Origin of the sequence: Mycobacterium sp. RTGN5, assembly GCF_033804465.1 — a bacterium.
Taxonomy (GTDB): domain Bacteria; phylum Actinomycetota; class Actinomycetes; order Mycobacteriales; family Mycobacteriaceae; genus Mycobacterium.
Genome location: NZ_JAPZLA010000003.1, coordinates 359235 through 380368, shown reverse-complemented (window position 1 = coordinate 380368; position 21134 = coordinate 359235). Strand labels below are relative to the sequence as shown.

Sequence of the window (21134 nt, the reverse complement as noted above, 5' to 3'; positions counted from 1 at the left end):
TCAGGATCCCCCGGCCTTGAAGGCACGCCAAACATTGTGCCAGGCAGCGTCATTAGCGGTATCGAGCTCGAGCAGCCGGTATCCGGTGTCGAAGTATTCGGGACGCACGATCGCGCTCTTCAGGTTCTCCGGGACCAGCCCGTCGGCGACAAGGGAATCCGGGTTCAGCGACACCTGTGGCGGCTGGTAGCCGATCTGCTGGAAGTTCTGCTTGGCGACCTCGGGTTCGAGCATGTGATTGAGGAACAGATGCCCCAGCACGGGGTTCTTGCCGCCGCGCAGCAACACGATCAGGTCGTTGTCGACCAGGCCCTTGCCGTCGGACGGGAACCAGTAGCGCAGGACCTCGGGTCCGGTTCCCTCCGGCAGGTAGTTGACGGCGTTGACGATGTCGCCCGACCACATCTGGGATACGCCGATCTGGCCCGCGGGCAGGTCGCTGTACATCGTGACGGTGACCTTCGGCGAGGTCGCTTGCACCATCGCGGTGAGTTGGTCGCCGAGCTTTTTCAGGTCATCGGCCGACGAGGTGTTCACATCGGTGATGCCCAGCTTCAGCAGCACCATGGCCATCGCGGTGTGCCAGTCGTCGATCACGGCGGTCTTGTTCTTGTAGGCCGGATCCCACAGCGCCTCATAGGGATTCTTGAGTGCGCCGATGTCAGCGGGCACCTGGTCGTTACGCCAGCCGATGCCGGTGGTGTAGACGGTGTAGGGCACCGTGAACCGCCACTCCTGGTCGTACCAGGGGTTGGAGAAGAACGGCCAGACATTCTTGATGTTGCCGACGTAGCTGTGGTTGATCGGACGGACCAGTCCACCGTTGACCAGGCGGCTGATCTGGTCGTAGCTCGGGAAGTAGATGTCGTAGTCGACGTTACCGCCGCGGATCTTGGTGATCGCCTCGTCGGTGTCGTTGAACGTCGACACCTGCACTTTGACCGCGTATTTGTCCTCGAACGACTTGATCGCATCGGGCGCGATGTAGTCGGCGTAGCTGTAGAGCTGAAGCGTGGCGCCCTTCTCCGGTGCCAGCCCGTCAGCGATCGGCTTGTTGTCGCTAGGGATGTCCCACGTCACCGGATTCTTCGGCGACGCGATTTTCAGCGTCGGCGTCGAACTCGATTGCCCCCCTTTGGAACACGCATCGAGGAATGCCACGAGCGCGGGGGTTCCAGCAGCCAGTAGGGCGGCCCGCTGCAGGAACTGTCGACGATTCGGGCCGGGTCCTGTCGGTGCTGGCATCCGCGCCTCCGTGGTTTCGAGTCTGCTCGAGTCTTGTTTGTTCCTTGGACTCTGGCATAGACTGAACGCTCAGTCAATAGATGCAGCCGGCGCTTTTTCGCAGGTCCGCATAGCAATCGAGTGGAAGGTTTCCCCGTGGCTTCGCCGATTATCGAGAGCCCGGTTCGCGACGCGGTCGACCAGTTGATCGCCGATCAGGAACAGGTGTTCCTGACGCGCCAGCCGCGCAGCACCGAAATGATCAGCCGGGCACGCGAACACCTCGCCGGCGGGGCCACGTCGAACTGGCAGATCGCCCAACCGCAAGCGGTGTGGATGAGTCACGGCGCGGGCTCCAAGGTCTACGACGTGGACGGCACCGAGTACGTCGATATGCACGGCGGCTACGGCGCTTCCATCGCCGGGCACGCCCACCCGGCAATCGTCGAAGCAGTCAGCAGGCAGGTCCGCCGCGGCACGCACTTCGCCCAGCCGACAGAGGACGCCATCTGGATCGCCGGGGAACTGGCCCGCCGGTTCGATCTGCCGTTGTGGCGCTTCGCCAATTCCGGCACCGAGGCCACCATGGACGCCGTGCACCTGGCCCGGTCGGTGACCGGGCGAGACCTCATCATCAAGGTCGAGGGTTGCTACCACGGCCATCACGACTCGGTGCAGGTCTCGGTGCTGCCCGAGGCCGATGAGGTCGGCCCGCGCGAGCATCCGATCGGGGTGCCGGCCAACAGCGGTATCCCGGCGGCGATTCGCGACCTGGTGGTCGTGGTGCCCTTCAATGACCCCGAGGCCGTGGCCCGGGCGCTGGCCGAGCACCGCGGCGAAGTGGCGGCGATGATCGTGGAACCGGTGATGATGAACGCCGGCATCATTCCGCCCGACGACGGGTATCTGGCCGCGATTCGCGACCTGGTGCATGCCGAGGGCGCTCTGCTGATCTACGACGAGGTCAAGACCGGCTTCACCGCCGGACCCGGCGGGGTCACCGCGATGTCCGGCGTCACACCCGACATCGTCTGTCTGGCAAAGGCTTTGGGTGGTGGCATCTCGGTCGCGGCGATCGGGGGCAGCACGTCGGTGATGTCGGCGATCGCCGACGGTCGCTACGAGCAGGTCGGCACCTTCAACGGCAATCCGCTCGCGATGGCGGCCACCAGGGCCACCCTGTCCGACGTGCTGACGCCTGCGGCGTACACACGCATGGCTTCGCTGGCCCAGCGGCTTCGCGGCGCTTTGGAAGCGACAACGGCCGAACACGGTTACGGTTGGCACGTGGTGAGTGTCGGGGCCAAGGGTTGCGTGACATTCAAGCGCGACCCGGTCCACGATTTCCGCGATTTTCTGCAGATCGACGACCGGTTGGGCCACTTGCACTGGCTCATGCAGCACAACGGCGGTGTGTTCCTGCCGCCTTGGGGCAAGGTGGAGCAATGGTTGCTATCTGTTCAGCACGACGAGGCCGATGTCGACCGGTTCGCCGCGAACTTCGCGCGGCTCGCTCGGGCGGTGGCGGCCTGACCGCCTGGTGCGGGGACGGCCGCCGGTGACCGGCGGCGCGATCCGGCTGCACCAGCTGGCGAAGTCGTTCGACGGGGTCCCCGCCGTGACGGGTATCGATCTGGACATCCCAGCGGGGCAGTTCTATTCGCTTCTCGGCGCATCCGGCTGCGGCAAGACCACCACCCTGCGGATGATCGCCGGGTTCGAGAAGCCCGACTCGGGACGCATCGAACTCGACGGCCGTGACGTCGCTCAGGATCCGCCCCACAAACGTCCGGTCAACACCGTGTTCCAGACCTACGCGCTGTTCCCGTTCATGTCGGTGTGGGACAACGTCGCGTTCGGTCTGCGCTACCAGAAAACCCCCAAGGACGACATCAAGCGCCGTGTCGGCGAAGCACTCGAGCTGGTCCGGATGAGCGGGTTCGCCAAACGCCGGCCCACCCAGCTTTCCGGCGGTCAGCAGCAGCGCGTCGCCTTGGCGCGCGCGCTGGTTCTGCAACCCAGGGTGCTGCTGCTCGACGAACCGCTCGGCGCACTGGATGCCAAGCTGCGCAGGCAACTTCAGCTCGAACTGCGCGCCGTGCAGCGCGAGGTCGAGATCACCTTCGTCTACGTGACCCACGACCAGGACGAGGCGCTCACGATGAGCGACCAGATCGCCGTGCTAGCCGAAGGGCGCGTCGAACAAGTCGGCCCGCCGCAAGAGATCTACTCCGCCCCGGCCACCACGTACGTGGCCGGATTCCTCGGCGCGGCAAACATTTTCGACGCCGACGTGCTGGAGAGTGACGGCGGCTCGGCGCTGTGCTTGGCGCTGGCGACCAGACTCGGCGCCGCGGTGGACAATTCCTGCAAGCCCGGCCCGGCGGCCATTGTCATCCGGCCGGAGCGCATCACGCTGCAGTCCCCCGACGATCCGGTGTCCGCCGGGCACAACGCGATCAGCGGCACTGTGGCCCAGGTCGTCTATCACGGAGCATCGACCCAGGTTCACGTCAACGTCGGCGAGGCATGCGCGCTCGTCGTCGACGTCCCCAACCAATCCGGTCCGGGCTCGGTCGCCTACGACGCCGGGACGGCCGTCACGTGTGTGTGCACCAAAGACGCGGTGCGAGTGCTGGCCCGAAGTGCGGCGGCGGTCATCAAGGATCCGGCGGCAGAGCTCGTCGCCAGCCCGGTCTAGCGGGACCGGCGGCCGCGACCGGCCGCCACCGGACGGCGCTTCTCCGGCGGCAGATTGAGCTCACGCTCGGCGAAGCGCATCGCGATGTCGTAAGCCACCTTCGAATCGACCTCCGGATCCTCCAGCGCGACCTGAATCGACAAACCGTCCAGCAGCGCCGAGAACTCCAGGGCGAACATCCGCGCGTCGACGTCGGATTCCAGCTCGGCCGATTCCACCGCGTCGACGATCATCCGGCGCCAGAGGGCGTCGAGCTCCACCCGGCCGGCCTTGACCTCGTCGTGCCGGAAGGCCTGCGCCCACAGGTCGAACCACAGCCCCCAGGCGCCGGGGATCTCGTTCTCCGCCTCCGGAACGCAGGTCCACTGGATCAACAGCGACAGCCGGTCGCGTAATGACGGCACCTCGGCCAGCATCCGCTCGGCCGCCTCGTAGAACGATTCCTCGGAATAGCGCAGTGCGTCGACGAGCAGCCGATCGCGGGTGCCGAAGTAGTAGATGACCAATGCCGAGCTGACCCCGGCCCGTTTGGCGACGTCGGAGATTCGGGTCTCGCCGAACCCGCGTTCGCAAATGAGCTCCGCTGCGGCGCGCAACATCTGAATGCGCCTCGCTTCGTTGTTCTCCGTCGCGGGTGCGGGTTCTGCCATCTCGTCGTACTCCCCTTCAGCGATGCCTGCGCTGGCACTTGTTGAAAGCCTAACACTTGGTTAGATTGAACAGTCAGTCAAAGATGCCCGTTCGGGGCAGACGAAAGTAGAGCGCCATGTCGAACACCTACGACGCCATCGTCATCGGCGGCGGACACAACGGACTGGTCTCGGCCGCCTATCTCGCACGCTCGGGCGCCAAGACCGTGGTTCTGGAGTCGCGAGGTGCGCTGGGCGGCGCCGCCACCACAGAGGCGCCGTGGGAGGACGCACCACACCTTCGGGTCACCCGACTGTCGTACGTGATGAGCCTGATGCCGCCGACCATCGTGAACGACCTGAGCCTGGAGCGCCACGGCTACAAGGTCCACCCGATGGGCCCGTACTACCAGGCATTTCCCGAGGGCGGCTCGCTGACCATCTACGAGGACGACCCTGCGCGCACCCATGAGCAACTGGTCAAATTCTCCAAGAAGGACGCCGACACCTGGCCCAAGTGGAACGCCTGGCTGGAGGGCATCGCCGATGTCATGGGTCCCCTGCTGACGCAGGTGCCACCCAACATCGGTTCGCGCAAGCCCGCGGATCTTTTCGAGCTCGCCAAGCTGGGCTGGAGCCAGCGAGGAATGACGACGCGGATGATGGGCGACGTCACCCGTCTGCTGACGATGAGCATCGCCGACCTGCTCGACGACTGGTTCGAATCACCACAAATCAAAGGCGCGCTGGCGGTCAACGGGGTCATCGGAACCTGGGCCGGACCCTATGAGCCCGGCACGGCCTACGTGATGGCGCACCACTCCATCGGCGACGTCGGCGACGGCCAGCTCGGCAGCTGGGGCTACCCCGAGGGCGGGATGGGCGCGGTGTCCGAGGCCATTGCCCGGTCGGCCCGAAGCTTCGGCGCCGAGATCCGCACCAAGGCCCGGGTGTCCCGGATGATGGTGCGGGGCGGCCGAATCGAGGGCGTGGTACTGGACAACGGTGACGAGATCCGGGCGCCGCTGGTTGTCACCACGCTGCACCCGAAAATCGCTTTCCTGGACCATATTCCGCGCAACGAGTTGCCCGCGGAGTTCGTCACCGACATCGAGCACTTCAAGACCCGCAGCGGTGTGGTCAAGATCAACCTGGCGTTGGGCGAGCTGCCGAACTTCACCGCCGATCCCAGCGATGGGCAGGCCGAACACCACACCGGCTCGGTCGAGATGGCGCCCACGATGGAATACATCGAGGCGGCGTTCCAGGATGCCCGCGTCGGCAAGCCCGCATTGATGCCGTTCAGCGACGGCGTCATCCCGACGACCCTCGACAAGACGCTGAATCCCGATGGCACGCACATCATGTCGCTGTTCACCCAGTGGGTGCCCGCAGCCTGGGCCGACGCTCCGCACACCGAGGAGCTCGATGCCTACGCCGACCGGCTGATCGACCTGTACGACCAGGTCGCCCCCGGCTTCAAGTCCTCCATCCTGCATCGCGACATCGTCGGGCCGCATGAGATGGAAGTGGAGTACGGGTTGATCGGCGGCAATATCTTCCACGGCGAGTTGTCGCTGGAGCAGCTGTTCCACATGCGGCCCGCACCGGGCTACGCCGATTACCGCACCCCGATCTCCGGTCTGTACAACGGAAGCTCAGGCACCCACGCCGGCGGCGGGGTCTGCGGCATCCCCGGCTGGCAAGCAGCGAAAGCCGCACTGGCAGATACCAAAAAGAAGCGATTCCGCAAGCGATGACCGGCAGCCGCCGGGCGGCCGTGGCCGCGATGCTGGGGGCCCGCTCGGTGGCACTGCTCGGGGCCAGTCCGAGGCCGGGCAGCTTCGGCGAGCGGATGATCATCGAGGCGCGCCGCAGCTCGGCGCGCATGCATTTGGTCAACCCGCGCTACGACAGCATCGACGGCATCGCCTGCGCGCCGTCGCTGTCCGCGCTCGATGAGCCGGTCGACTTGGCGCTGCTCGGCGTTCCCGACGCCGCCCTGCTCGACGAGCTGAAGGCCGCCGCCGCGGTTGGGGTGCGGTCGGCGATCATCTTCGGTTCCGCGCACGGCGCCGCGCTACGCCAGGCGGTCACGGAGACCGCTGCTGAGGCCGGGATGGCGGTGTGCGGGGCGGGCTGTATGGGCTTCGTCAACAACGCCACCGGACTGCGCGCACTCGGCTATCTCGAGCCCGATCCCCTACCGCGGGGCGGTGTTTCGCTGGTGACGCATTCCGGATCGGCGTTCTCCACCCTCCTGCGGGCCGACCGCGGGTTCGGCTTCCGGTTGGCGGTCTCGTCGGGTCAGGAACTGGTCACCGACACCGCCGACTACGTGGACTACATCGTCGAAGACCCGGACACCACGTTGATCGCGCTGCTGCTGGAGACCCCACGGTCGGTGGGCCGGCTGCGGGCCGGGCTGCACCGCGCCGCTCAGCGCGATATCCCGGTGGTGATCCTGCCGGTCGGGCACTCGCCGCGCGGGCGCGCCATGGTCGCCGCGCACTCCGGCGCACTGGCCGGCGACGCCGCCGGTTGGCACGCGTTCTGCGCCGACACCGGCGCAGTCCGGGTCTCGGATATGGCCGAATTCGTAGACACCATAGAACTTTTCGAGGCGGGCCGGCGCCGCCGACCCGGGTCGCACGGGATCGCGACGGTGCACGACTCCGGGGCCGAACGGGCGCTGTGCGCCGATATCGCCCATGATCTCGCCGTGGACTTCGCCGAACTGGCCGCCCCGACGCTGGCCGCCGTCGGCGAGCTGCTCGATGAGGGGTTGGCTCCCGGCAATCCGCTCGACGTCTGGGGTACCGGCGCGGACACCCGCGACTTGTTCGGCAGCTGCCTGCGCGCTCTTGTCGACGATCCCGGTGTGGCAGTGACCGCGCTGGCCGTCGATCTGGTCACCGAGTTCGACGACGACACCGCCTACGCCGACGCCGTCCTGCACATTGCGGCCAACAGCGATAGCCCGCTGGCGGTGCTGGCGTCGGTGCCATCGGCGATCGACGCACCCACCGCGAAGCAGCTGCGCGGCAACGGCATTCCCGTGCTCGAAGGTGCCCGCAGCGGTATTGCTGCGTTGGGCCATCTCGCTCGCTGGCCGCAGCCGCTGCCGGCGCAGTCCCCCTTCTTCGATGGCGAGCGCGCCCAGCGCTGGGCGGCCAGGCTCGCCGAGCCCGGCTGGGACTCTCCCACCGCCTTCGCTCTGCTCGCCGACTACGGCATCCCGGTGACGCGCTCGCGCGCCGCTGCGGATGTCACCGAGGCGCTGGCCGCGGCGCAGGCGATCGGCTATCCCGTCGCGCTGAAAACTCAAGGCAGCGACCACAAGAGCGATGTCGATGGTGTGGTGCTCGGTATCCCCGACGCCGAATCATTGCGCGCCGCCTATCAGGAGATGGCGGCCCGGCTGGGATCGGACGTCAGCGTTGACGCGATGGCCCCTGCCGGCGTGGAGATCTCACTGGGCGTGGTGCGCGACGACAACTTCGGCCCGCTGGTCGTGGTCGCGGCCGGCGGCACGCTGGTGGAACTGCTGGCCGACCGCGCGGTGGCGTGCGCGCCGGTCACCCGAGAGGCCGCCACGGCCTTACTGCGGTCGCTGCACACCGCGCCGCTGCTGACCGGCTGGCGCGGCGCGCCGCCCGTCGACATGGACGCGCTGGCCGACGCGGTCGTCGGATTCTCGCAGCTGGCAATCGAACTCGGTGAACATCTCGACGCGGCCGAGGCCAACCCGGTCATCGCGTCGACCACCGGCGTGGTGGCCGTCGATGCCTTGGTGATTCCCCGCGCAACGACACCCCACCCCTCACCGAACGTCACGCTGGAGTGACGTTCGGCGTCGAGGATGACGCTGGTGTGACGTTCGGCGCTCAGAAAATCGCGTAGGCCTTGCGCAGGGTGTCGTGGATCAGCCAGGTGCCGGTCCAGCCGAGCGGGAAGACGGCCACGTCGCCGGCGCCCACCTCGCTGGGCTCGCCACCGTCGGGGGTGACGGTCATCCGCCCGGACACCACGTAAATGACTTCGTTCGTCTCGAGCGTCCAATGCGATGGGCCGGGGGCGCACTGCCAGATGCCGGCCGACTTGGTGCCGTCGACCCAGACCTCGAGACCGTGGGTCGCCATCGGGTCTCCGGTGGCCTCCTCCAGCGGGCCCCAGTCCTCGAGTTCGGCGTCGGACGCGTTGGCCAAAACGGTGGTCAGAACTGCAGCGGTCATGGGAGGGAAAACCTTTCGTTGTCAGGCGTGTTCAGGGAACGGTAGAGATATCGGCTCGGGCTCCAACCGGCTGTTTCCGTCGGCGTCGAAGCGATCCAACCCGAGGTCGGTCAGGTCCAGCCAGTCGCATTCACCCTTGAGCGTGACGTCGGCGGCCGCCTCAGCGACCGCGGGGCCCCACATCATGCCGTGCCCGGCCGCACAGGCCACCACGGTGCCGTCTATCGCACCGTCGTCGGTCAGCAGTGGCCCCAGGATCGGCAGGTGGTCGTTCGTGTAGTCGATCGTCGCCGCCCACGTCCGCCGAAGTCCCAGTCCGCGGATGGCCGGGAACAGCGTCTCGATGCGGGCGAGCGCCTTCTGGTAGTAGGTCCAGTCGAATTCGGTGGCCGCACCCGGCTGCTCGGCGGGGTTGCTCATCCCCCACAGCACGCCGCCGTATTCGCCTGGCCGCCAATAGATTCCCTCGCTGACGTCGAACACCATCGGCAGCTCGTCGATGTTGGCCTCGCGCAGCGGTTCGGTGACCACGACCTGGTGCCGGGTGCCGCCGGCGGGGATTCGCCCGCCTGCGGTCACGCCGACCTCGCCGAGTAACGGCCCACCGGTGAGCACCACCCGGTTGGTGTCGATCGGCCCGTCGGCGGTGTCGACGCCGATGACGCGGCCCTTGGCCACCCGCAGACCCGTGAAGGCACAACGCTCGCGGACGTCGACTCGATGCGCGGTCAGCGCCGCGGCGTAGGCCAGTACGTTGCGCGGGGCGTTGATATACCCGTCGCCGGGCGCATACGAGCCGCCCGCCGTCACGCCCGGTGCCAGACCGGTATCTCGGTCGTCGATATCGGCACTGGACAACCACTCCACATCCAGTCCGAGCCGGTGCTGCAGCGCGATCCGTTCGTGCGCCTGTTGCACTTCGCCGTCGGTGAAGCACGGCATCAGGTAGCCCTGCGCGACGAACCCGCAGTCCAGCGGATAGCGCTCACGGGAGGCGGTGTAGAACTCCTGGCTGCGCAGGCCGAGGCGGATCGCGGTCTCCGTGCCACCCTGAGCGCGGACCATGCCGGCGGCCCGGCTGCTGGCACCGTCGCCGAGCGTCTGGGCTTCGAGCAGCACGACGCGGCCGGCCCCGCGTTCGGCGAGTTGGACCGCCGTCCACGCCCCGACCGTGCCACCACCGACCACCACGACGTCCGCACTGCGACTGCTGGTCATACCTCAAGACCGTGACATAGACTGAACGCTCAGTCAATAGCCTCCAGCGAGCAGAGAGCACTGCGAATGTACGGGTTGACAGCCGAAGACCGACGGATCCGCGACACCGCACGCGAGTTCGTCGAGACCCTGATCCCCTACGAAGCCGAGGCCGAAATGGCCGGCGGCCAGCTGCCCAAGGAGCTGACCGCCGAGCACCACGCCAAGGCCATCGAGCTGGGGCTCTATGCGACCAATATGCCTACATCGGTCGGCGGTCCGGGATTCACTGCGCTGCAACAGGTTCTGGTGCAGGAGCAGGTGGGCCGGGTCACCAACGCGATCGCCTGGGTGCTGCATACGCCACCCCAGTGGTGGGCCGAGGTGGCCACCGACTACCAGAAGCAGCGCTGGCTGCTGCCCGCGGTGCGCGGCGAGAAGCACGAGGCCTACGCGATCACCGAGGAATTCGCCGGCTCGGACGTGTCAGCGCTGGAAACCACGGCCCGTCGCGACGGCGACGACTACGTCATCAACGGGATCAAATGGCACGTCACGTCGTTCAACCTGGCCGAGTACGTCTTCGTCCAGGCCGTCCTGGTCGGCGGCCCGCACGAGGGTGACCATGTCCTGCTCGTGGTGGATCTGCCGTGGCCCGGGGTGGAAGTGGTGCGGACCCCGCATTACTCGCACAACATTCCCGACGAGCATCCGATCGTGTCGTTCACCGACGTGCGGGTGCCGGCCAGCCATCTGGTCGGCGCCGAGGGTGAGGGCATGACGTTCACACAGGACTGGTTCCGCTTCGAGCGGCTCATGGTGGCCTCCCGCTGTGTGGGCGCCGCCCAACGCCTGGTCGACGAGATGACCACGTTCGCAACGGATCGCATCGTCGACGGCAAGCCGCTCGGCGAGCACCAGCTGGTGGCCGGCATGCTCGCCGACAGCGCCACCGAATTGTTCGCCGCCCGCAGCCTGCTCTACGAGGTGGCCCGCGGTATCGATACCGGACTGGATCGCAAAACGCTGCATGGCCAGGCCTCGATGGCCAAGCTGTACTGCTCGGAGATGGCCGGGCGGGTCGCCGACCGCGCGGTGCAGATCTTCGGCGGGCGCGGCTATATGCGCGAGAACGTGGCCGAGCGGATGTTCCGCGAGCTGCGTGTGGAGCGAATCTGGGAGGGCGCCAGCGAGATTCAGCGCATCATCATCGGCCGCCAGCTGATGCAGCGCGGCCCCGCGGCGATGCTGGAGTCCTAGCGCAGCAGGTAGTCCGACAGCGTTGCCAACGCCTGATTGGCATAGCCGCGCCAGATTCGGGCGAACACCGGCAACACCGGAGCGGTCAGCGCCGACTTCGGGTGCAGAGTCCATTGCCACGTCACCTTGGTGCCGGTGCCGTGCGGGCTGAATTCCCACACGCCCTCGACGTGGTCGATCAGCGGCGACATCGCCCCTCTGACATCGGTGAGGGTGTAGCCGAAGGCGTGCGGCGCATCCACCCGGGTCAGCGTCTCCCGCATGCCGCCCCCGCCGACCAGGGCGACGTCGCGGGTCTGACCGACCGCCGACCACTCACCGGCCTGGTTGTGCACGGCCTTGATCGGGGGAATGGGTCCATACCAGCGGTGGAACAACGTGGGCAGCGGCAGCGGCAGCGTTTTGGTGAACGCGTCCGATACCGCCACCGGAATGGCGCGGGACTGCTCGACGATGACGGGGTGAGCCATCTCGCCGATGATAGTCAGCGCGACAGCTGCGGCGCCGCGCGTCCGGTGATGAGTGGCAGGTCGAAGAAGCTGGCGATGCCCGGCTCAGCCGCACACGTCGCGGGAATGCTGTTGACGCAGTGCGCAGCGGTGGCCACGACGCCCGGGTTGCTCAGCAGCCCTTCCTCGACGCTTTCGGGCTGCCAGCCCTTGACTGTGACGAAGGTGTTCGGGTTGCCCCGCACCTCCATCTCGTAGCGCTCCCCCGCCGGGCCGAAAGACCATGCGGGGTCCATGTTTTCCTCGCCCATCAGCCAGTTGACGGTGATCCGGACGACGACGGTGTTGGTCACCACGGCATCCCAGTGGAACCGTCGGCCGGCGACCTGACCGGGTTCGATCACGCCCATCGGCGAGTCGATGGGCGCGGTCGCCACCGCGACCTCCTGGGAGGTGCGGATCTGGGGTTCGGCGGCGAACCCCAGACGATCGATGATCAGCCGAACCGATTGGAAGAAGCCGCCGTTGAGCAGCTTCTGCATGGGGCCGGTCAGCGCACTCTCCGGTGTGCCGCCAAATCCCATCACGTGGCGCAGCACATCGGGGGCGCCATAGGTACGCAGGTCGGAATACTCCTCGGCGCGCACATACGTCACGCCAGTGGACATCACCGAAAGCAGCAGCGGGAACAGCTCAGTGGCCGCACCCGGGCCGATCCCCGCGCCATGCAGGGTGACGTTGCCCTCGAGCGCCGCCGCCAGCAGCGGCGCGGCTTCGGATTCGCTCGGGTAGAACCAGCCGACCGGGCTGACGACGTTCTTGCCCGAGCGCAGGAGCGCGGTCACCTCGTCGAGGTTGGGCAGCAGCGGCGCGTAGATCACCGCGTCGGCGTCCAGCGCGAGGATGTCGTCAAGGCTGTTTGTTGCCGTCACCCCCAGCGGTTCGGTGCCGATGATCTCGCCGACGTCCTTGCCGGCCTTGTCGGTGGAATGCACCCAGCAGCCAGCTAGTTCGAGTTCGGGATGTTCGAGTATGCCCTTGATCGCGGCCACCCCGACAGAGCCGGTTGCCCACTGCACGACCCGCAACGCCATTGCTGCTCCTCCGGGAAAACTAGAACAGGTTCTAGGCGGTCTACACTAGCGGGATCGTCAGTGGGGACGGAAGGAATTGCCATGCCGAACAAAGTTTTCGTCGTCGGGGTCGGAATGACCAAGTTCGAGAAGCCGGGCCGCCGCGAAGGCTGGGACTACCCCCAGATGGCCAACGAATCGGGCAATAAGGCGCTGGCCGACGCCGGCATCGACTACTCCGAAGTGCAGCAGGGCTTCGTCGGCTACTGCTCGGGTGACTCCACCTCCGGGCAGCGCGCGCTCTACGAGCTCGGTATGACCGGCATCCCGATCGTGAACGTCAACAACAACTGTTCGACGGGCTCGACCGCGCTGTACCTGGCCGCGCAGTCCATCCGTGGCGGGCTTGCCGACTGCACTATCGCCCTTGGCTTCGAAAAGATGCAACCCGGCTCGCTGGGCGGGGGCGCGGACGACCGCGAGTCGCCGCTGATGCGCCACATCGTCGCCCTCAACGAGACCGACACCATGGCATTTCCGGTGGCGCCGTGGATGTTCGGTGCGGCCGGCCGCGAACACATGAAGAAGTACGGCAGCACTGCCGAGCATTTCGCGAAGATCGGTTACAAGAACCACAAGCATTCGGTGAACAACCCGTACGCGCAGTTCCAGGAGGAGTACACCCTCGACGACATCCTGGGCGCGAAGATGATCTCCGATCCGCTCACTAAGCTGCAGTGCTCGCCGACATCGGATGGCTCGGGCGCGGCGATCGTCGTCAGCGAGGCGTTCGTCGACAAACACGGATTGGCTGACCAGGCCGTGGAGATCGTCGGGCAGGCGATGACCACCGACTTCGCGTCAACCTTCGATGGCAGCGCGGCCAACATCATCGGCTATGACATGAATGTCAAAGCCGCACAACAGGTTTACGACCAGTCTGGCCTCGGTCCGGCCGACTTCCAGGTCATCGAGCTGCATGACTGCTTCTCGGCCAACGAACTGTTGCTTTACGAAGCCCTTGGCCTGTGCGGCGAAGGTGAGGCGCCCAAGCTGATCGACGACAACGACACCACCTATGGCGGACGCTGGGTGGTCAACCCGTCGGGCGGGCTGATCTCCAAGGGCCATCCGCTGGGCGCGACCGGCCTGGCGCAGTGCGCCGAGCTGACCTGGCAGCTGCGCGGCACCGCCGACAAGCGTCAGGTGGACAACGTCACCGCCGCGCTGCAGCACAACATCGGGCTGGGCGGTGCGGCCGTAGTCACCGCCTACCAGCGCGCGGAACGCTGACACCCCTCGCCGAGATCGACGAAAAGGCGCGATCTACTCGCACTTTCGCGCCCGTTTGTCGGTTTGGGCGCTAGAGGTGCGTGACGTCGTACACCTCGTCGGCGTGCCGGGCCCGGATCGTTTTCTTGTCGTACTTGCCGACGCTGGTGCGCGGAATTTCGTCGATGAACGTCCACCGCTCCGGCAGCCACCACCGAACGACCTTGTCGGACAGGAAGTTCCGTAGCTCCTCCGGTGACACCTCGGCGCCCTCGTGGAGAACGACCGCAGCCAGCGGACGTTCCTCCCAGCGTTCGTCGGGGACGCCGACCACCGCGGCCTCCCGCACCGCCGGGTGGGCAATCAGGAGGTTCTCCAGCTCCACCGACGAGATCCACTCGCCGCCGGACTTGATGACGTCCTTGGCGCGATCGGTCAGCGTGATGTACCCCTGCCCGTCGATACGGCCCACGTCACCGGTGCGCAGCCAGCCGGACTGGAACTTCGACTCGTCGGTGTTGCGGTAGTAGGAGCCGGTGACCCACGCTCCGCGAACCTCCAGTTCGCCCACCGATTCGTCATCGTTGGGTAGCACCGCACCCTCGTCGTCGACGATGCGCGTCTCGACCCCGCACATCGGCCTGCCCTGCGTGCCGCGGATCTCCCACTGCTTTTCGGTGGACAGGCCCGGTGGCGGCCAGGCCAGCGTGGCGATCGGCGAGGTCTCGGTCATCCCCCACAGCTGGCGAATCTCGACGTCGAACTTCTCCTCGAACGCCTGCATCAGCGACACCGGCACTGCGGACCCGCCGCAGGACACCAGACGCAACGACGAAATGTCGTGGCCGGGGTTGCGGTCCAGATGATTCATCACGTCGTTCCAGATCGTGGGCACCGCCCCGGCCACCGTCGGGCGCTGGGTCTCGATCAGGTCCACCATCGACGTGGCGTCCATGAAGCGATCCGGCAACACCAGATCGGCGCCGGCCATCAGCGCCGCGTACGGCAAACCCCAGGCATTGGCATGGAACATCGGAACGATGGGCAACGCCTTGTCCGAGAAGCTCAGACCCAGGGCGTTACCACTGCAGACCGCCATCGAGTGCAGGTAGTTCGACCGGTGGCTGTACACCACGCCCTTCGGATTGCCGGTGGTGCCGCTTGTGTAACACATTGCGGCAGCCGAATTTTCGTCGATATCCGGCCAGTCGAACTCGTCAGATTCGGCGGCGGTGACCTCGTCGTAGCGCACCACCCGCTTGCCCGACGCCTCCAGCGGGCCCAGGTCGCCGGAGCCGACGACGATCACGGTGTGCACGGTCTCCATCCGCGGCAACACGGGAGCCAGGATCGGCGCAAGCGAAAGGTCGGCGATTACCACCTGGTCCTGCGCCTCGTTGGCCACGAACTCGATCTGTTCGGGGAAGAGCCGGATGTTCAGCGTGTGCAGCACCGCGCCCATCGACGGCACCGTGACGTAGGCCTCGAGGTGTTCCTGGTTGTTCCACATGAACGTGGCGACCCGTGCGTCGCCCTCGACGCCCAGGCGCCGCAGCGCGTTCGCCAGGCGGGCGGCCTGCTGGCCGACCTCGCGGTAGGTGGCGTGCCGGTAGCCGTCACCGGTCGCGGTGGTCACCGTCCGGTCGCCGTGGACGGCGACGGCGTAGCGCAGGATCGCGGCGACTGTCAGCGGAAAGTTCTGCATGGTCGACTGCATGGGCCCGAATCTATCGCGGCGACCATACTCACCGGGTGATGGTGCTGAAATCGATCGCCTTGTTCGTGCTGGCCGCGCTTCTGGAGATCGGCGGAGCCTGGCTGGTGTGGCAGGGTGTGCGTGAACATCGCGGCTGGACGTGGGCAGGCTTTGGTGTAATCGCCTTGGGGGCTTACGGTTTCGTCGCGACCCTGCAGCCCGACGCGCATTTCGGCCGGATCTTGGCGGCCTACGGCGGTGTGTTCGTCGCGGGATCGCTGCTCTGGGGTATGGCCGCAGACGGATTCCGCCCGGACCGCTGGGACCTGACCGGCTCGCTGATCTGCCTTTTGGGCGTGGCGTTGATCATGTACGCGCCCGGGCGAGGCTGACCGCGGACCGGCCCGGCCTAGCCGCGGGTTCCCGGTTGACCGGTATTGCCGTTGAGTCCACCGCGGCCCGGCAGACCAGGATTGCCGCGCAGGCCCGCGTTGCCGCCCTTGCCGCCCCTGTTCCGCCACGCGCCGCTTGCGCTGCCACCGCGGCCACCGCGGCCGCCTGTGCCACCCGCGCCGGGCGCTCCGCCGGAACCGCCGGCCCCGTATGCGCCACCGGCGCCGGGCGTGCCCACGGCTCCGGAGTTGCCGCCCTTGCCGCCGTTGCCGCCGTTGCCGCCGGTGCCACCATTTCCGCCGAGGCCGCCGACGCCACCATTGCCGCCGCTACCGGCGATCGCGGAGTTCTTCTTCTTGCCGGGTCCGGCGGACCGGGCGCTCCCGCCGGACCCACCGGTGCCGCCTTGCCCGCCGCGGCCGCCGGATCCACCGAGGCCGCCTTGCCCGCCGTCACCGCCTTGCCCGCCGTCACCGACATTGGCGCCGCCGTTGCCGCCGGCCCCACCGTCACCGCCGCGTGCGCCGGAACCGCCAATCCAGCCCCGGCCGCCGATGCCGCCTCGACCACCGGATTGAGCCGTCACGTTGTACCCGCGCCGCCCACTGCGACTCCGGCCGTTGATTCCGCTGCCCCCGGTAGAGCCACTCCGGGCGTTCTGCCCCGACTGACCCCAACCACCATTACCGCCGTTACCGCCATTGCCATACATCACGGCGCTGCCGCCGTTACCTCCACTGGCGCCGAGGCCGCCGTAGCCGCCGTAGCCACCATTACCGAAAACGCCTGCGGCGCCGCCATTTCCGCCCCGAGCACCCGCGGTGGTGCTGTTCCATCCGCTACCGCCATTGCCTACCAGCCAGCCGCCGGCGCTGCCATTGCGGGTGGATGACGTGCCGTTGGCGCCGTCGCCGATCATCTGCCGGCCCTGGCCGCTCGCGCTGGCGTTGACTACCGCCTGAATCACCTTGGGGTCGTTGGCCGCCTGAGCGACTTGGTCGCTGGTCATCCCGGTCCGGCTCATGATCGCTTGGACCACATCCGGCCTGTTGAGCAGATCGTGAGCCTGATCGGGGGTCAGTCCAGCAGCGGGGGCTGCCGCCGCAGCCGAGGCCGCCGATCGAGCTTGCACGGAGCGCACACTCGATTGCACGGGGTGAGGAATCAGCGGGGCGACGACGGCGGCCAGTTCCACCGGAGTCACAACTGTCCGAACTGGTGCCGCCGACACCAGTTCCGACGGAGTTGCCAGCAGGACGGCGGACACCGCCGCGATCGCAGTCGCAGTCAGCGCGATTCGGGCAGAGGACGATTTCGCCATGGAAGAACCTTCATCGGGTGTTTGTGGTGGTCAGAGTCGATCCGAAAGGAAGCTACACGATAGCCGGGAACCTCACCGGCTAACACGCAAAACCTTCATTAAATGCTATCCCCGCGCACCCATCGCCGGTTTGCGGTGCCCGGCCGGCATCTGTCATTGGCCGGAGACCAGCGGGAACGTTTTGCCCGTCGGCGGCGATGTAAGAGGAGGATGGGGACACGAGACGAGGAGGCGCGGCTATGCGGACCGCATTGGCACTTGCCGCAGTGGCGGTAGTGGGTGGCATCATCGCGGGACCGGCCGCGACGGCGTGGGCCGATGGTTCAGCGCAGAGCACGATCAGCCAATTACAGAGTCAGGGTTACACCGTCAACATCGACCGCATCGGCACCGGTCCGATGTCGAAGTGCTTGGTCACCAACGTGCGCAATCCCCAGACCCTCACCCAGTGGGTGCCCTACACGGGTCCGGGACGGGGAAATGACCGGACTATTCTGGTGCCGGTCGTGACCAGCCAGACGATCTCGGTGTCACTGGACTGCAGCGCGCACTAATCCAAGTCGACGCGAATGGTGAGTAGGTTGTCACCGAACGTTCGCACCCCGGCGCTATTCATCTTTGGAAGTTCGGCCAGCCTGGCCCGCGCATCGTCGGCGGGCAGCAGGGTGGCCGTGCCGCTGTACCAGCGGCCGCGAACGCGCACCCGCACCCGCGGGTCCGCCTCGATATTGCGGACGTACTGCGATCGGTCACCGAACTCCGATACCAGCCAGAACTCCTTGCCGGTCAGCCGTCCACCGAGCGGGGTGCGGCGCGGTTGCCCGGATTTTCGTCCGGTGGTCTCCAACAGAGTCTGAATCGGGACCAACCGCATCACGGGATTCGCGATGTGGCGCTGGACGAGGTTGACGGTGCGCTGCCGGGGAGTCAAAGCCATGACTCCATCGTGGCAGGCGACTCAGGATGCCGCGATAGCCAACTGCTGCGGCTGCGGCGCCGCCGTCTCCAGACGCATTGCGGTGATCACACCGTGGTAGTCGGCCGCGTACAGCCGGTTGCGCACCGGGTCGACAGCCAGGCAGGACAGCTGCGGGCCGAGGACGACGCTGTCGACGATCTCGTTGGTGGCGGTGCACAGCACGGCGATCTCGTTGCGGTCGACGATGTAGGCGCAGTTGCCACTGCGGCCGAGCACTAGCTGCGTGGGCACACCACCCATCGCCATGGTGTCGACGACGCGGGCGCTTGCGACATCGATGACGTGGATGGCGCCACCGAATTCGGCGTCCCACCCGGTGCCAAACACGGTGCGGCCGTTGGGCATAACTGCGATATCACCGATGGATCCGGCGATCGCGACGATGTCGCGGACCACGCGGTCTTCGGTATCGACGATTGCCAGCAGGCCACCGGCCGGTGTGGCCAGTGCCGCGAACAGGCGAGTGCCGTCGGCGCTGATGCACAGCGATTCGACGGAGGCGCCCGGCGCGGCCGGAATCTCGATGCTGGCGATCGTGCCGGTCTCGACGTCGACTACGGCGATGTCGACGATGTCGTCGTCGGTCCGTGCGACATAGAGGACATCGGCAGCCGGGCTGACCGCCAACCCACCGGCAGTCATCTCAAAAGTCTTGGCGGCCAACGGCACACCGGTACGGATGTCAACGGCAACGACGGCGTCCACCTCGTTCGAGGCGGCGCTCACGTAGGCGCGGTCGCCGACGACCACAGCACCGTACGGCTCGCTGAGCCCGTCGATGGTGGCGGTCACCGTCAGCGTGGCAGCGTCGATGACGCACACCACGTCGGCGCCGTAGTGCGCGGTGACCAGGTAGCGGCCATCCGGGCTGACGGACATGTCACTGACCGGTCCGTTTCCCGCGGCGAGCGTCCTGGCGACCGTGACGACGGGTGCCGCGATCGGCTCGGTCAGCGGCTCCAGTTCGGCGCCAGCCAGCAATTGCGGGAGCAGATCTCCCATCGGGGCGCGCCGGATCGTCGGCAGCGACGACAGCCACAGCGAGTGCGCAGCGGCGACCCGCTCGGCCACCGCCACACCGGTGCCCCCAAACACTTCCGTAACTCCCGTTGTGTTTGCCATGATCTAGTACCTCCGTCGGCCTGGATACGGCCGGACATTGTCTTTGGTCGTTGTGCGTTACCTGGCGGTAACTGCTCTCAGTCGAGTGTAGCTAGTGAATTCGCGGAGAATTCGCGGCTTTTCAGAAGTAATTCCCAAGCACCCCGCAGATCTCAGCAAGCACTAAGGCGAGGATCGTTATCAATTCGTTGCAAAGCCTCGGGACGGTCCCAAAAGTGCCATGTGACGTGCGCATACAGATGAATCCAAGTTCATGAATCACGTGCTTGAACGATGCGCGGGCTTAGATTTTCTTATCCCGCCAGAGTCAAAAGAGGCCGAAATCACAATGCCCCTGTCGCGTCTAAATTCCTAAGGAAATCCCTTAGGTTATTGACGGCATTGGCAGCCCTGAGCGACCAGGTAGTCGACCTCTCGATCTTGATCCCGATCAAGTTCGCTGATCGGCATGGTTAGCGAGCAGGCCTCAGCAATTCGCTAGTGGTCCAGATCACACCATCTGCTCGATGGTCTCGCGGTTACGCGCCGGATCACTGCCGAGAACATAGGACGGCTCGGTGTGGGCGACAGTTGTGCCATTGGCGACCCGCTGCTTGGCCTGCTTGAACTCCGGCAGCTGTCCCATCGCCGCCCCCGCAGTGTTGAGCGCCGCCCAGGTGACTGCGCGCCGGGCGGCACGCTCGATCGGGTGCGGCGGACGGTACGCGATCATGTCGGCCGCCCAGTCCGGCATGCTGTCGCGGATTGCCCAGTCGAAGAACTTGGCTTCCTGCGGGACGTCGGGATTCTCCATCAGGTTTCGCCCGGTGAACTGCGCGGCACCGTGGGTCAGGGCCAGCCGCGGCAGGTATGAGCGCAAGCAGTCGAGCGTCTCGTCCTTGGTCGCCGGCAGGTCGGTGCCACCCAGTGCGTGGCCGACCCGCACGAACTCGCCGTAGTAGCGGTCGATGTCGCGTAGCGGAGCCGGGTGGTAGAGCTCGTGCCCCGTCGCGATCCCCCAGACCACGGTCGCGTAGTTCCAACGCAGCCACTCGGGGTCGTCGGCATCGTAGGGCAGGCCGTCGGGACGAACTCCCTTGATGGTGTGGTGCATCGCTCGCACCGCCTGGGCCACCCGTTCGGCCGTCGCGGTGGACCCGTACGCGGTTCCGATGAAAAACGCCACGGAGTGGGCAAGCCGGATGCCGGAGCCCTTGAGATCGAGCTTGCCGGTGGGGTTGCCGTCCTCGTCGTGCTCGACGACCCGGGAATGGTCGGAGCCCATCCAGAAGATGCTGGGATCGAAACGTTCGATGAAGGCGGCGCACTGCAGTCCGAAGATCAGCGCCGGCGTGTGCGAATGCACGTGCCAGACGGCGCTGTCGGGACCGAACCAGCCCGGGTCGCCCTCGGGGCCGGCGAACTCCAGGCCGCGGAAGAACTGGCCCCTGATGTTCTTGTCGAAGTCGGATCTGACCTTGTGTTCGAGAAGTTGGTGCGGCAGCAGCAGTTTCATCTCGGCTGGCTCCTTTCCCGGGAGGCACGCATTTTCTGGTTACACCCGTAACCAAAATAGCATGGCGCCGGCAATCGGCCGGTATATC

The 21134-nt window shown here is 66.7% G+C and carries 19 protein-coding genes; 8 read left to right on the top strand and 11 right to left on the bottom strand.

Features of this window, described 5'->3' with window-relative positions; translation table 11 throughout:
• Complete coding sequence (locus SLQ31_RS18765; protein WP_319435506.1) at nucleotides 1-1245, bottom strand: spermidine/putrescine ABC transporter substrate-binding protein; 1245 nt, start codon at nucleotides 1243-1245, stop codon at nucleotides 1-3.
• Between the two features lie 135 nt (nucleotides 1246-1380).
• Here SLQ31_RS18765 and SLQ31_RS18760 point away from each other — a divergent pair, with 135 nt between their 5' ends.
• Both SLQ31_RS18760 and SLQ31_RS18755 read left to right on the top strand, forming a co-directional pair.
• A complete protein-coding gene (locus tag SLQ31_RS18760) occupies nucleotides 1381-2757 on the top strand; it encodes an aspartate aminotransferase family protein (RefSeq protein WP_319435505.1) in 1377 nt (458 codons plus the stop codon).
• 25 nt (nucleotides 2758-2782) lie between these two features.
• A complete protein-coding gene (locus SLQ31_RS18755) occupies nucleotides 2783-3925 on the top strand; it encodes an ABC transporter ATP-binding protein (protein WP_319435504.1) in 1143 nt (380 codons plus the stop codon).
• Here SLQ31_RS18755 and SLQ31_RS18750 read toward each other — a convergent pair.
• Nucleotides 3922-4575, bottom strand: coding sequence for a TetR/AcrR family transcriptional regulator (locus SLQ31_RS18750; RefSeq protein WP_319435503.1), 654 nt, complete (start codon nucleotides 4573-4575; stop codon nucleotides 3922-3924). The two genes, SLQ31_RS18755 and SLQ31_RS18750, sit on opposite strands and share 4 nt — an antisense overlap.
• A 116-nt stretch (nucleotides 4576-4691) precedes the next feature.
• Here SLQ31_RS18750 and SLQ31_RS18745 point away from each other — a divergent pair, with 116 nt between their 5' ends.
• Both SLQ31_RS18745 and SLQ31_RS18740 read left to right on the top strand, forming a co-directional pair.
• Nucleotides 4692-6314 (top strand): NAD(P)/FAD-dependent oxidoreductase, encoded by a 1623-nt coding sequence (locus SLQ31_RS18745; RefSeq protein ID WP_319435502.1) that lies wholly within the window; start codon nucleotides 4692-4694, stop codon nucleotides 6312-6314.
• Complete coding sequence (locus SLQ31_RS18740) at nucleotides 6311-8401, top strand: acetate--CoA ligase family protein (protein ID WP_319435501.1); 2091 nt, start codon at nucleotides 6311-6313, stop codon at nucleotides 8399-8401. Before SLQ31_RS18745 ends, SLQ31_RS18740 begins: the two co-directional genes overlap by 4 nt.
• A 40-nt stretch (nucleotides 8402-8441) precedes the next feature.
• Here the strand turns inward: SLQ31_RS18740 and SLQ31_RS18735 are convergent, their stop codons facing one another.
• Together SLQ31_RS18735 and SLQ31_RS18730 are read right to left on the bottom strand one after the other, a co-directional pair.
• Nucleotides 8442-8789 carry a cupin domain-containing protein gene (locus SLQ31_RS18735; protein ID WP_319435500.1) on the bottom strand — a complete coding sequence of 116 codons (348 nt, stop codon included), beginning with the start codon at nucleotides 8787-8789 and terminating at the stop codon, nucleotides 8442-8444.
• A gap of 21 nt (nucleotides 8790-8810) precedes the next feature.
• The gene (locus tag SLQ31_RS18730; RefSeq protein WP_319435499.1) at nucleotides 8811-10007 is read right to left on the bottom strand and encodes an FAD-binding oxidoreductase; all 1197 of its coding nucleotides are present in this window, start codon (nucleotides 10005-10007) and stop codon (nucleotides 8811-8813) included.
• 66 nt (nucleotides 10008-10073) lie between these two features.
• Between SLQ31_RS18730 and SLQ31_RS18725 the strand changes: the two genes are divergently transcribed.
• Nucleotides 10074-11246 carry an acyl-CoA dehydrogenase gene (locus SLQ31_RS18725; RefSeq protein WP_319435498.1) on the top strand — a complete coding sequence of 391 codons (1173 nt, stop codon included), beginning with the start codon at nucleotides 10074-10076 and terminating at the stop codon, nucleotides 11244-11246.
• Here SLQ31_RS18725 and SLQ31_RS18720 read toward each other — a convergent pair.
• On the bottom strand, nucleotides 11243-11716 hold the full coding sequence (locus tag SLQ31_RS18720) for an SRPBCC family protein (protein ID WP_319435497.1): 474 nt from the start codon (nucleotides 11714-11716) through the stop codon (nucleotides 11243-11245). The two genes, SLQ31_RS18725 and SLQ31_RS18720, sit on opposite strands and share 4 nt — an antisense overlap.
• A gap of 14 nt (nucleotides 11717-11730) precedes the next feature.
• Nucleotides 11731-12789, bottom strand: coding sequence for a dihydrodipicolinate reductase (locus tag SLQ31_RS18715; RefSeq protein WP_319435496.1), 1059 nt, complete (start codon nucleotides 12787-12789; stop codon nucleotides 11731-11733).
• A gap of 81 nt (nucleotides 12790-12870) precedes the next feature.
• Here SLQ31_RS18715 and SLQ31_RS18710 point away from each other — a divergent pair, with 81 nt between their 5' ends.
• Nucleotides 12871-14061: a lipid-transfer protein gene (locus SLQ31_RS18710; protein ID WP_319435495.1), complete on the top strand. Its 1191-nt coding sequence runs from the start codon at nucleotides 12871-12873 to the stop codon at nucleotides 14059-14061.
• 70 nt (nucleotides 14062-14131) lie between these two features.
• On the opposite strand, the gene SLQ31_RS18705 is transcribed toward SLQ31_RS18710, so the two are convergent.
• Nucleotides 14132-15757, bottom strand: a complete 1626-nt coding sequence (locus SLQ31_RS18705) for a long-chain fatty acid--CoA ligase (RefSeq protein ID WP_319435494.1) — start codon at nucleotides 15755-15757, stop codon at nucleotides 14132-14134.
• 38 nt (nucleotides 15758-15795) lie between these two features.
• On the opposite strand from SLQ31_RS18705, the gene SLQ31_RS18700 reads away from it, so the two are divergent.
• The gene (locus SLQ31_RS18700; RefSeq protein ID WP_319435493.1) at nucleotides 15796-16128 is read left to right on the top strand and encodes a YnfA family protein; all 333 of its coding nucleotides are present in this window, start codon (nucleotides 15796-15798) and stop codon (nucleotides 16126-16128) included.
• Between the two features lie 17 nt (nucleotides 16129-16145).
• On the opposite strand, the gene SLQ31_RS18695 is transcribed toward SLQ31_RS18700, so the two are convergent.
• A complete protein-coding gene (locus SLQ31_RS18695) occupies nucleotides 16146-17450 on the bottom strand; it encodes a PGRS repeat-containing protein (RefSeq protein WP_319435492.1) in 1305 nt (434 codons plus the stop codon).
• Between the two features lie 239 nt (nucleotides 17451-17689).
• Between SLQ31_RS18695 and SLQ31_RS18690 the strand changes: the two genes are divergently transcribed.
• The gene (locus SLQ31_RS18690) at nucleotides 17690-18004 is read left to right on the top strand and encodes a hypothetical protein (RefSeq protein WP_319435491.1); all 315 of its coding nucleotides are present in this window, start codon (nucleotides 17690-17692) and stop codon (nucleotides 18002-18004) included.
• On the opposite strand, the gene SLQ31_RS18685 is transcribed toward SLQ31_RS18690, so the two are convergent.
• The 3 genes from SLQ31_RS18685 to SLQ31_RS18675 all read right to left on the bottom strand — a co-directional run bounded on the left by SLQ31_RS18685 (nucleotide 18001) and on the right by SLQ31_RS18675 (nucleotide 21046).
• Nucleotides 18001-18387: a nitroreductase/quinone reductase family protein gene (locus tag SLQ31_RS18685; protein WP_319435490.1), complete on the bottom strand. Its 387-nt coding sequence runs from the start codon at nucleotides 18385-18387 to the stop codon at nucleotides 18001-18003. The two genes, SLQ31_RS18690 and SLQ31_RS18685, sit on opposite strands and share 4 nt — an antisense overlap.
• Before the next feature lie 21 nt (nucleotides 18388-18408).
• The gene (locus tag SLQ31_RS18680) at nucleotides 18409-19551 is read right to left on the bottom strand and encodes a hypothetical protein (RefSeq protein ID WP_319435489.1); all 1143 of its coding nucleotides are present in this window, start codon (nucleotides 19549-19551) and stop codon (nucleotides 18409-18411) included.
• Between the two features lie 490 nt (nucleotides 19552-20041).
• On the bottom strand, nucleotides 20042-21046 hold the full coding sequence (locus tag SLQ31_RS18675) for an oxygenase MpaB family protein (protein WP_319435488.1): 1005 nt from the start codon (nucleotides 21044-21046) through the stop codon (nucleotides 20042-20044).
• Nucleotides 21047-21134 lie beyond the last annotated feature (88 nt).

Coding starts and splice junctions, on each gene's coding strand:
- SLQ31_RS18730 (WP_319435499.1), bottom strand. CDS start 10,007: ATGACCAGCAGTCGCAGTGCGGACGTCGTGGTGGTCGGTGGTGGCACG.
- SLQ31_RS18715 (WP_319435496.1), bottom strand. CDS start 12,789: ATGGCGTTGCGGGTCGTGCAGTGGGCAACCGGCTCTGTCGGGGTGGCC.
- SLQ31_RS18705 (WP_319435494.1), bottom strand. CDS start 15,757: ATGCAGTCGACCATGCAGAACTTTCCGCTGACAGTCGCCGCGATCCTG.
- SLQ31_RS18690 (WP_319435491.1), top strand. CDS start 17,690: ATGCGGACCGCATTGGCACTTGCCGCAGTGGCGGTAGTGGGTGGCATC.
- SLQ31_RS18675 (WP_319435488.1), bottom strand. CDS start 21,046: ATGAAACTGCTGCTGCCGCACCAACTTCTCGAACACAAGGTCAGATCC.
- SLQ31_RS18680 (WP_319435489.1), bottom strand. CDS start 19,551: ATGGCAAACACAACGGGAGTTACGGAAGTGTTTGGGGGCACCGGTGTG.
- SLQ31_RS18710 (WP_319435495.1), top strand. CDS start 12,871: ATGCCGAACAAAGTTTTCGTCGTCGGGGTCGGAATGACCAAGTTCGAG.
- SLQ31_RS18765 (WP_319435506.1), bottom strand. CDS start 1,245: ATGCCAGCACCGACAGGACCCGGCCCGAATCGTCGACAGTTCCTGCAG.
- SLQ31_RS18725 (WP_319435498.1), top strand. CDS start 10,074: ATGTACGGGTTGACAGCCGAAGACCGACGGATCCGCGACACCGCACGC.
- SLQ31_RS18735 (WP_319435500.1), bottom strand. CDS start 8,789: ATGACCGCTGCAGTTCTGACCACCGTTTTGGCCAACGCGTCCGACGCC.
- SLQ31_RS18685 (WP_319435490.1), bottom strand. CDS start 18,387: ATGGCTTTGACTCCCCGGCAGCGCACCGTCAACCTCGTCCAGCGCCAC.
- SLQ31_RS18700 (WP_319435493.1), top strand. CDS start 15,796: ATGGTGCTGAAATCGATCGCCTTGTTCGTGCTGGCCGCGCTTCTGGAG.
- SLQ31_RS18745 (WP_319435502.1), top strand. CDS start 4,692: ATGTCGAACACCTACGACGCCATCGTCATCGGCGGCGGACACAACGGA.
- SLQ31_RS18720 (WP_319435497.1), bottom strand. CDS start 11,716: ATGGCTCACCCCGTCATCGTCGAGCAGTCCCGCGCCATTCCGGTGGCG.
- SLQ31_RS18695 (WP_319435492.1), bottom strand. CDS start 17,450: ATGGCGAAATCGTCCTCTGCCCGAATCGCGCTGACTGCGACTGCGATC.
- SLQ31_RS18750 (WP_319435503.1), bottom strand. CDS start 4,575: ATGGCAGAACCCGCACCCGCGACGGAGAACAACGAAGCGAGGCGCATT.
- SLQ31_RS18740 (WP_319435501.1), top strand. CDS start 6,311: ATGACCGGCAGCCGCCGGGCGGCCGTGGCCGCGATGCTGGGGGCCCGC.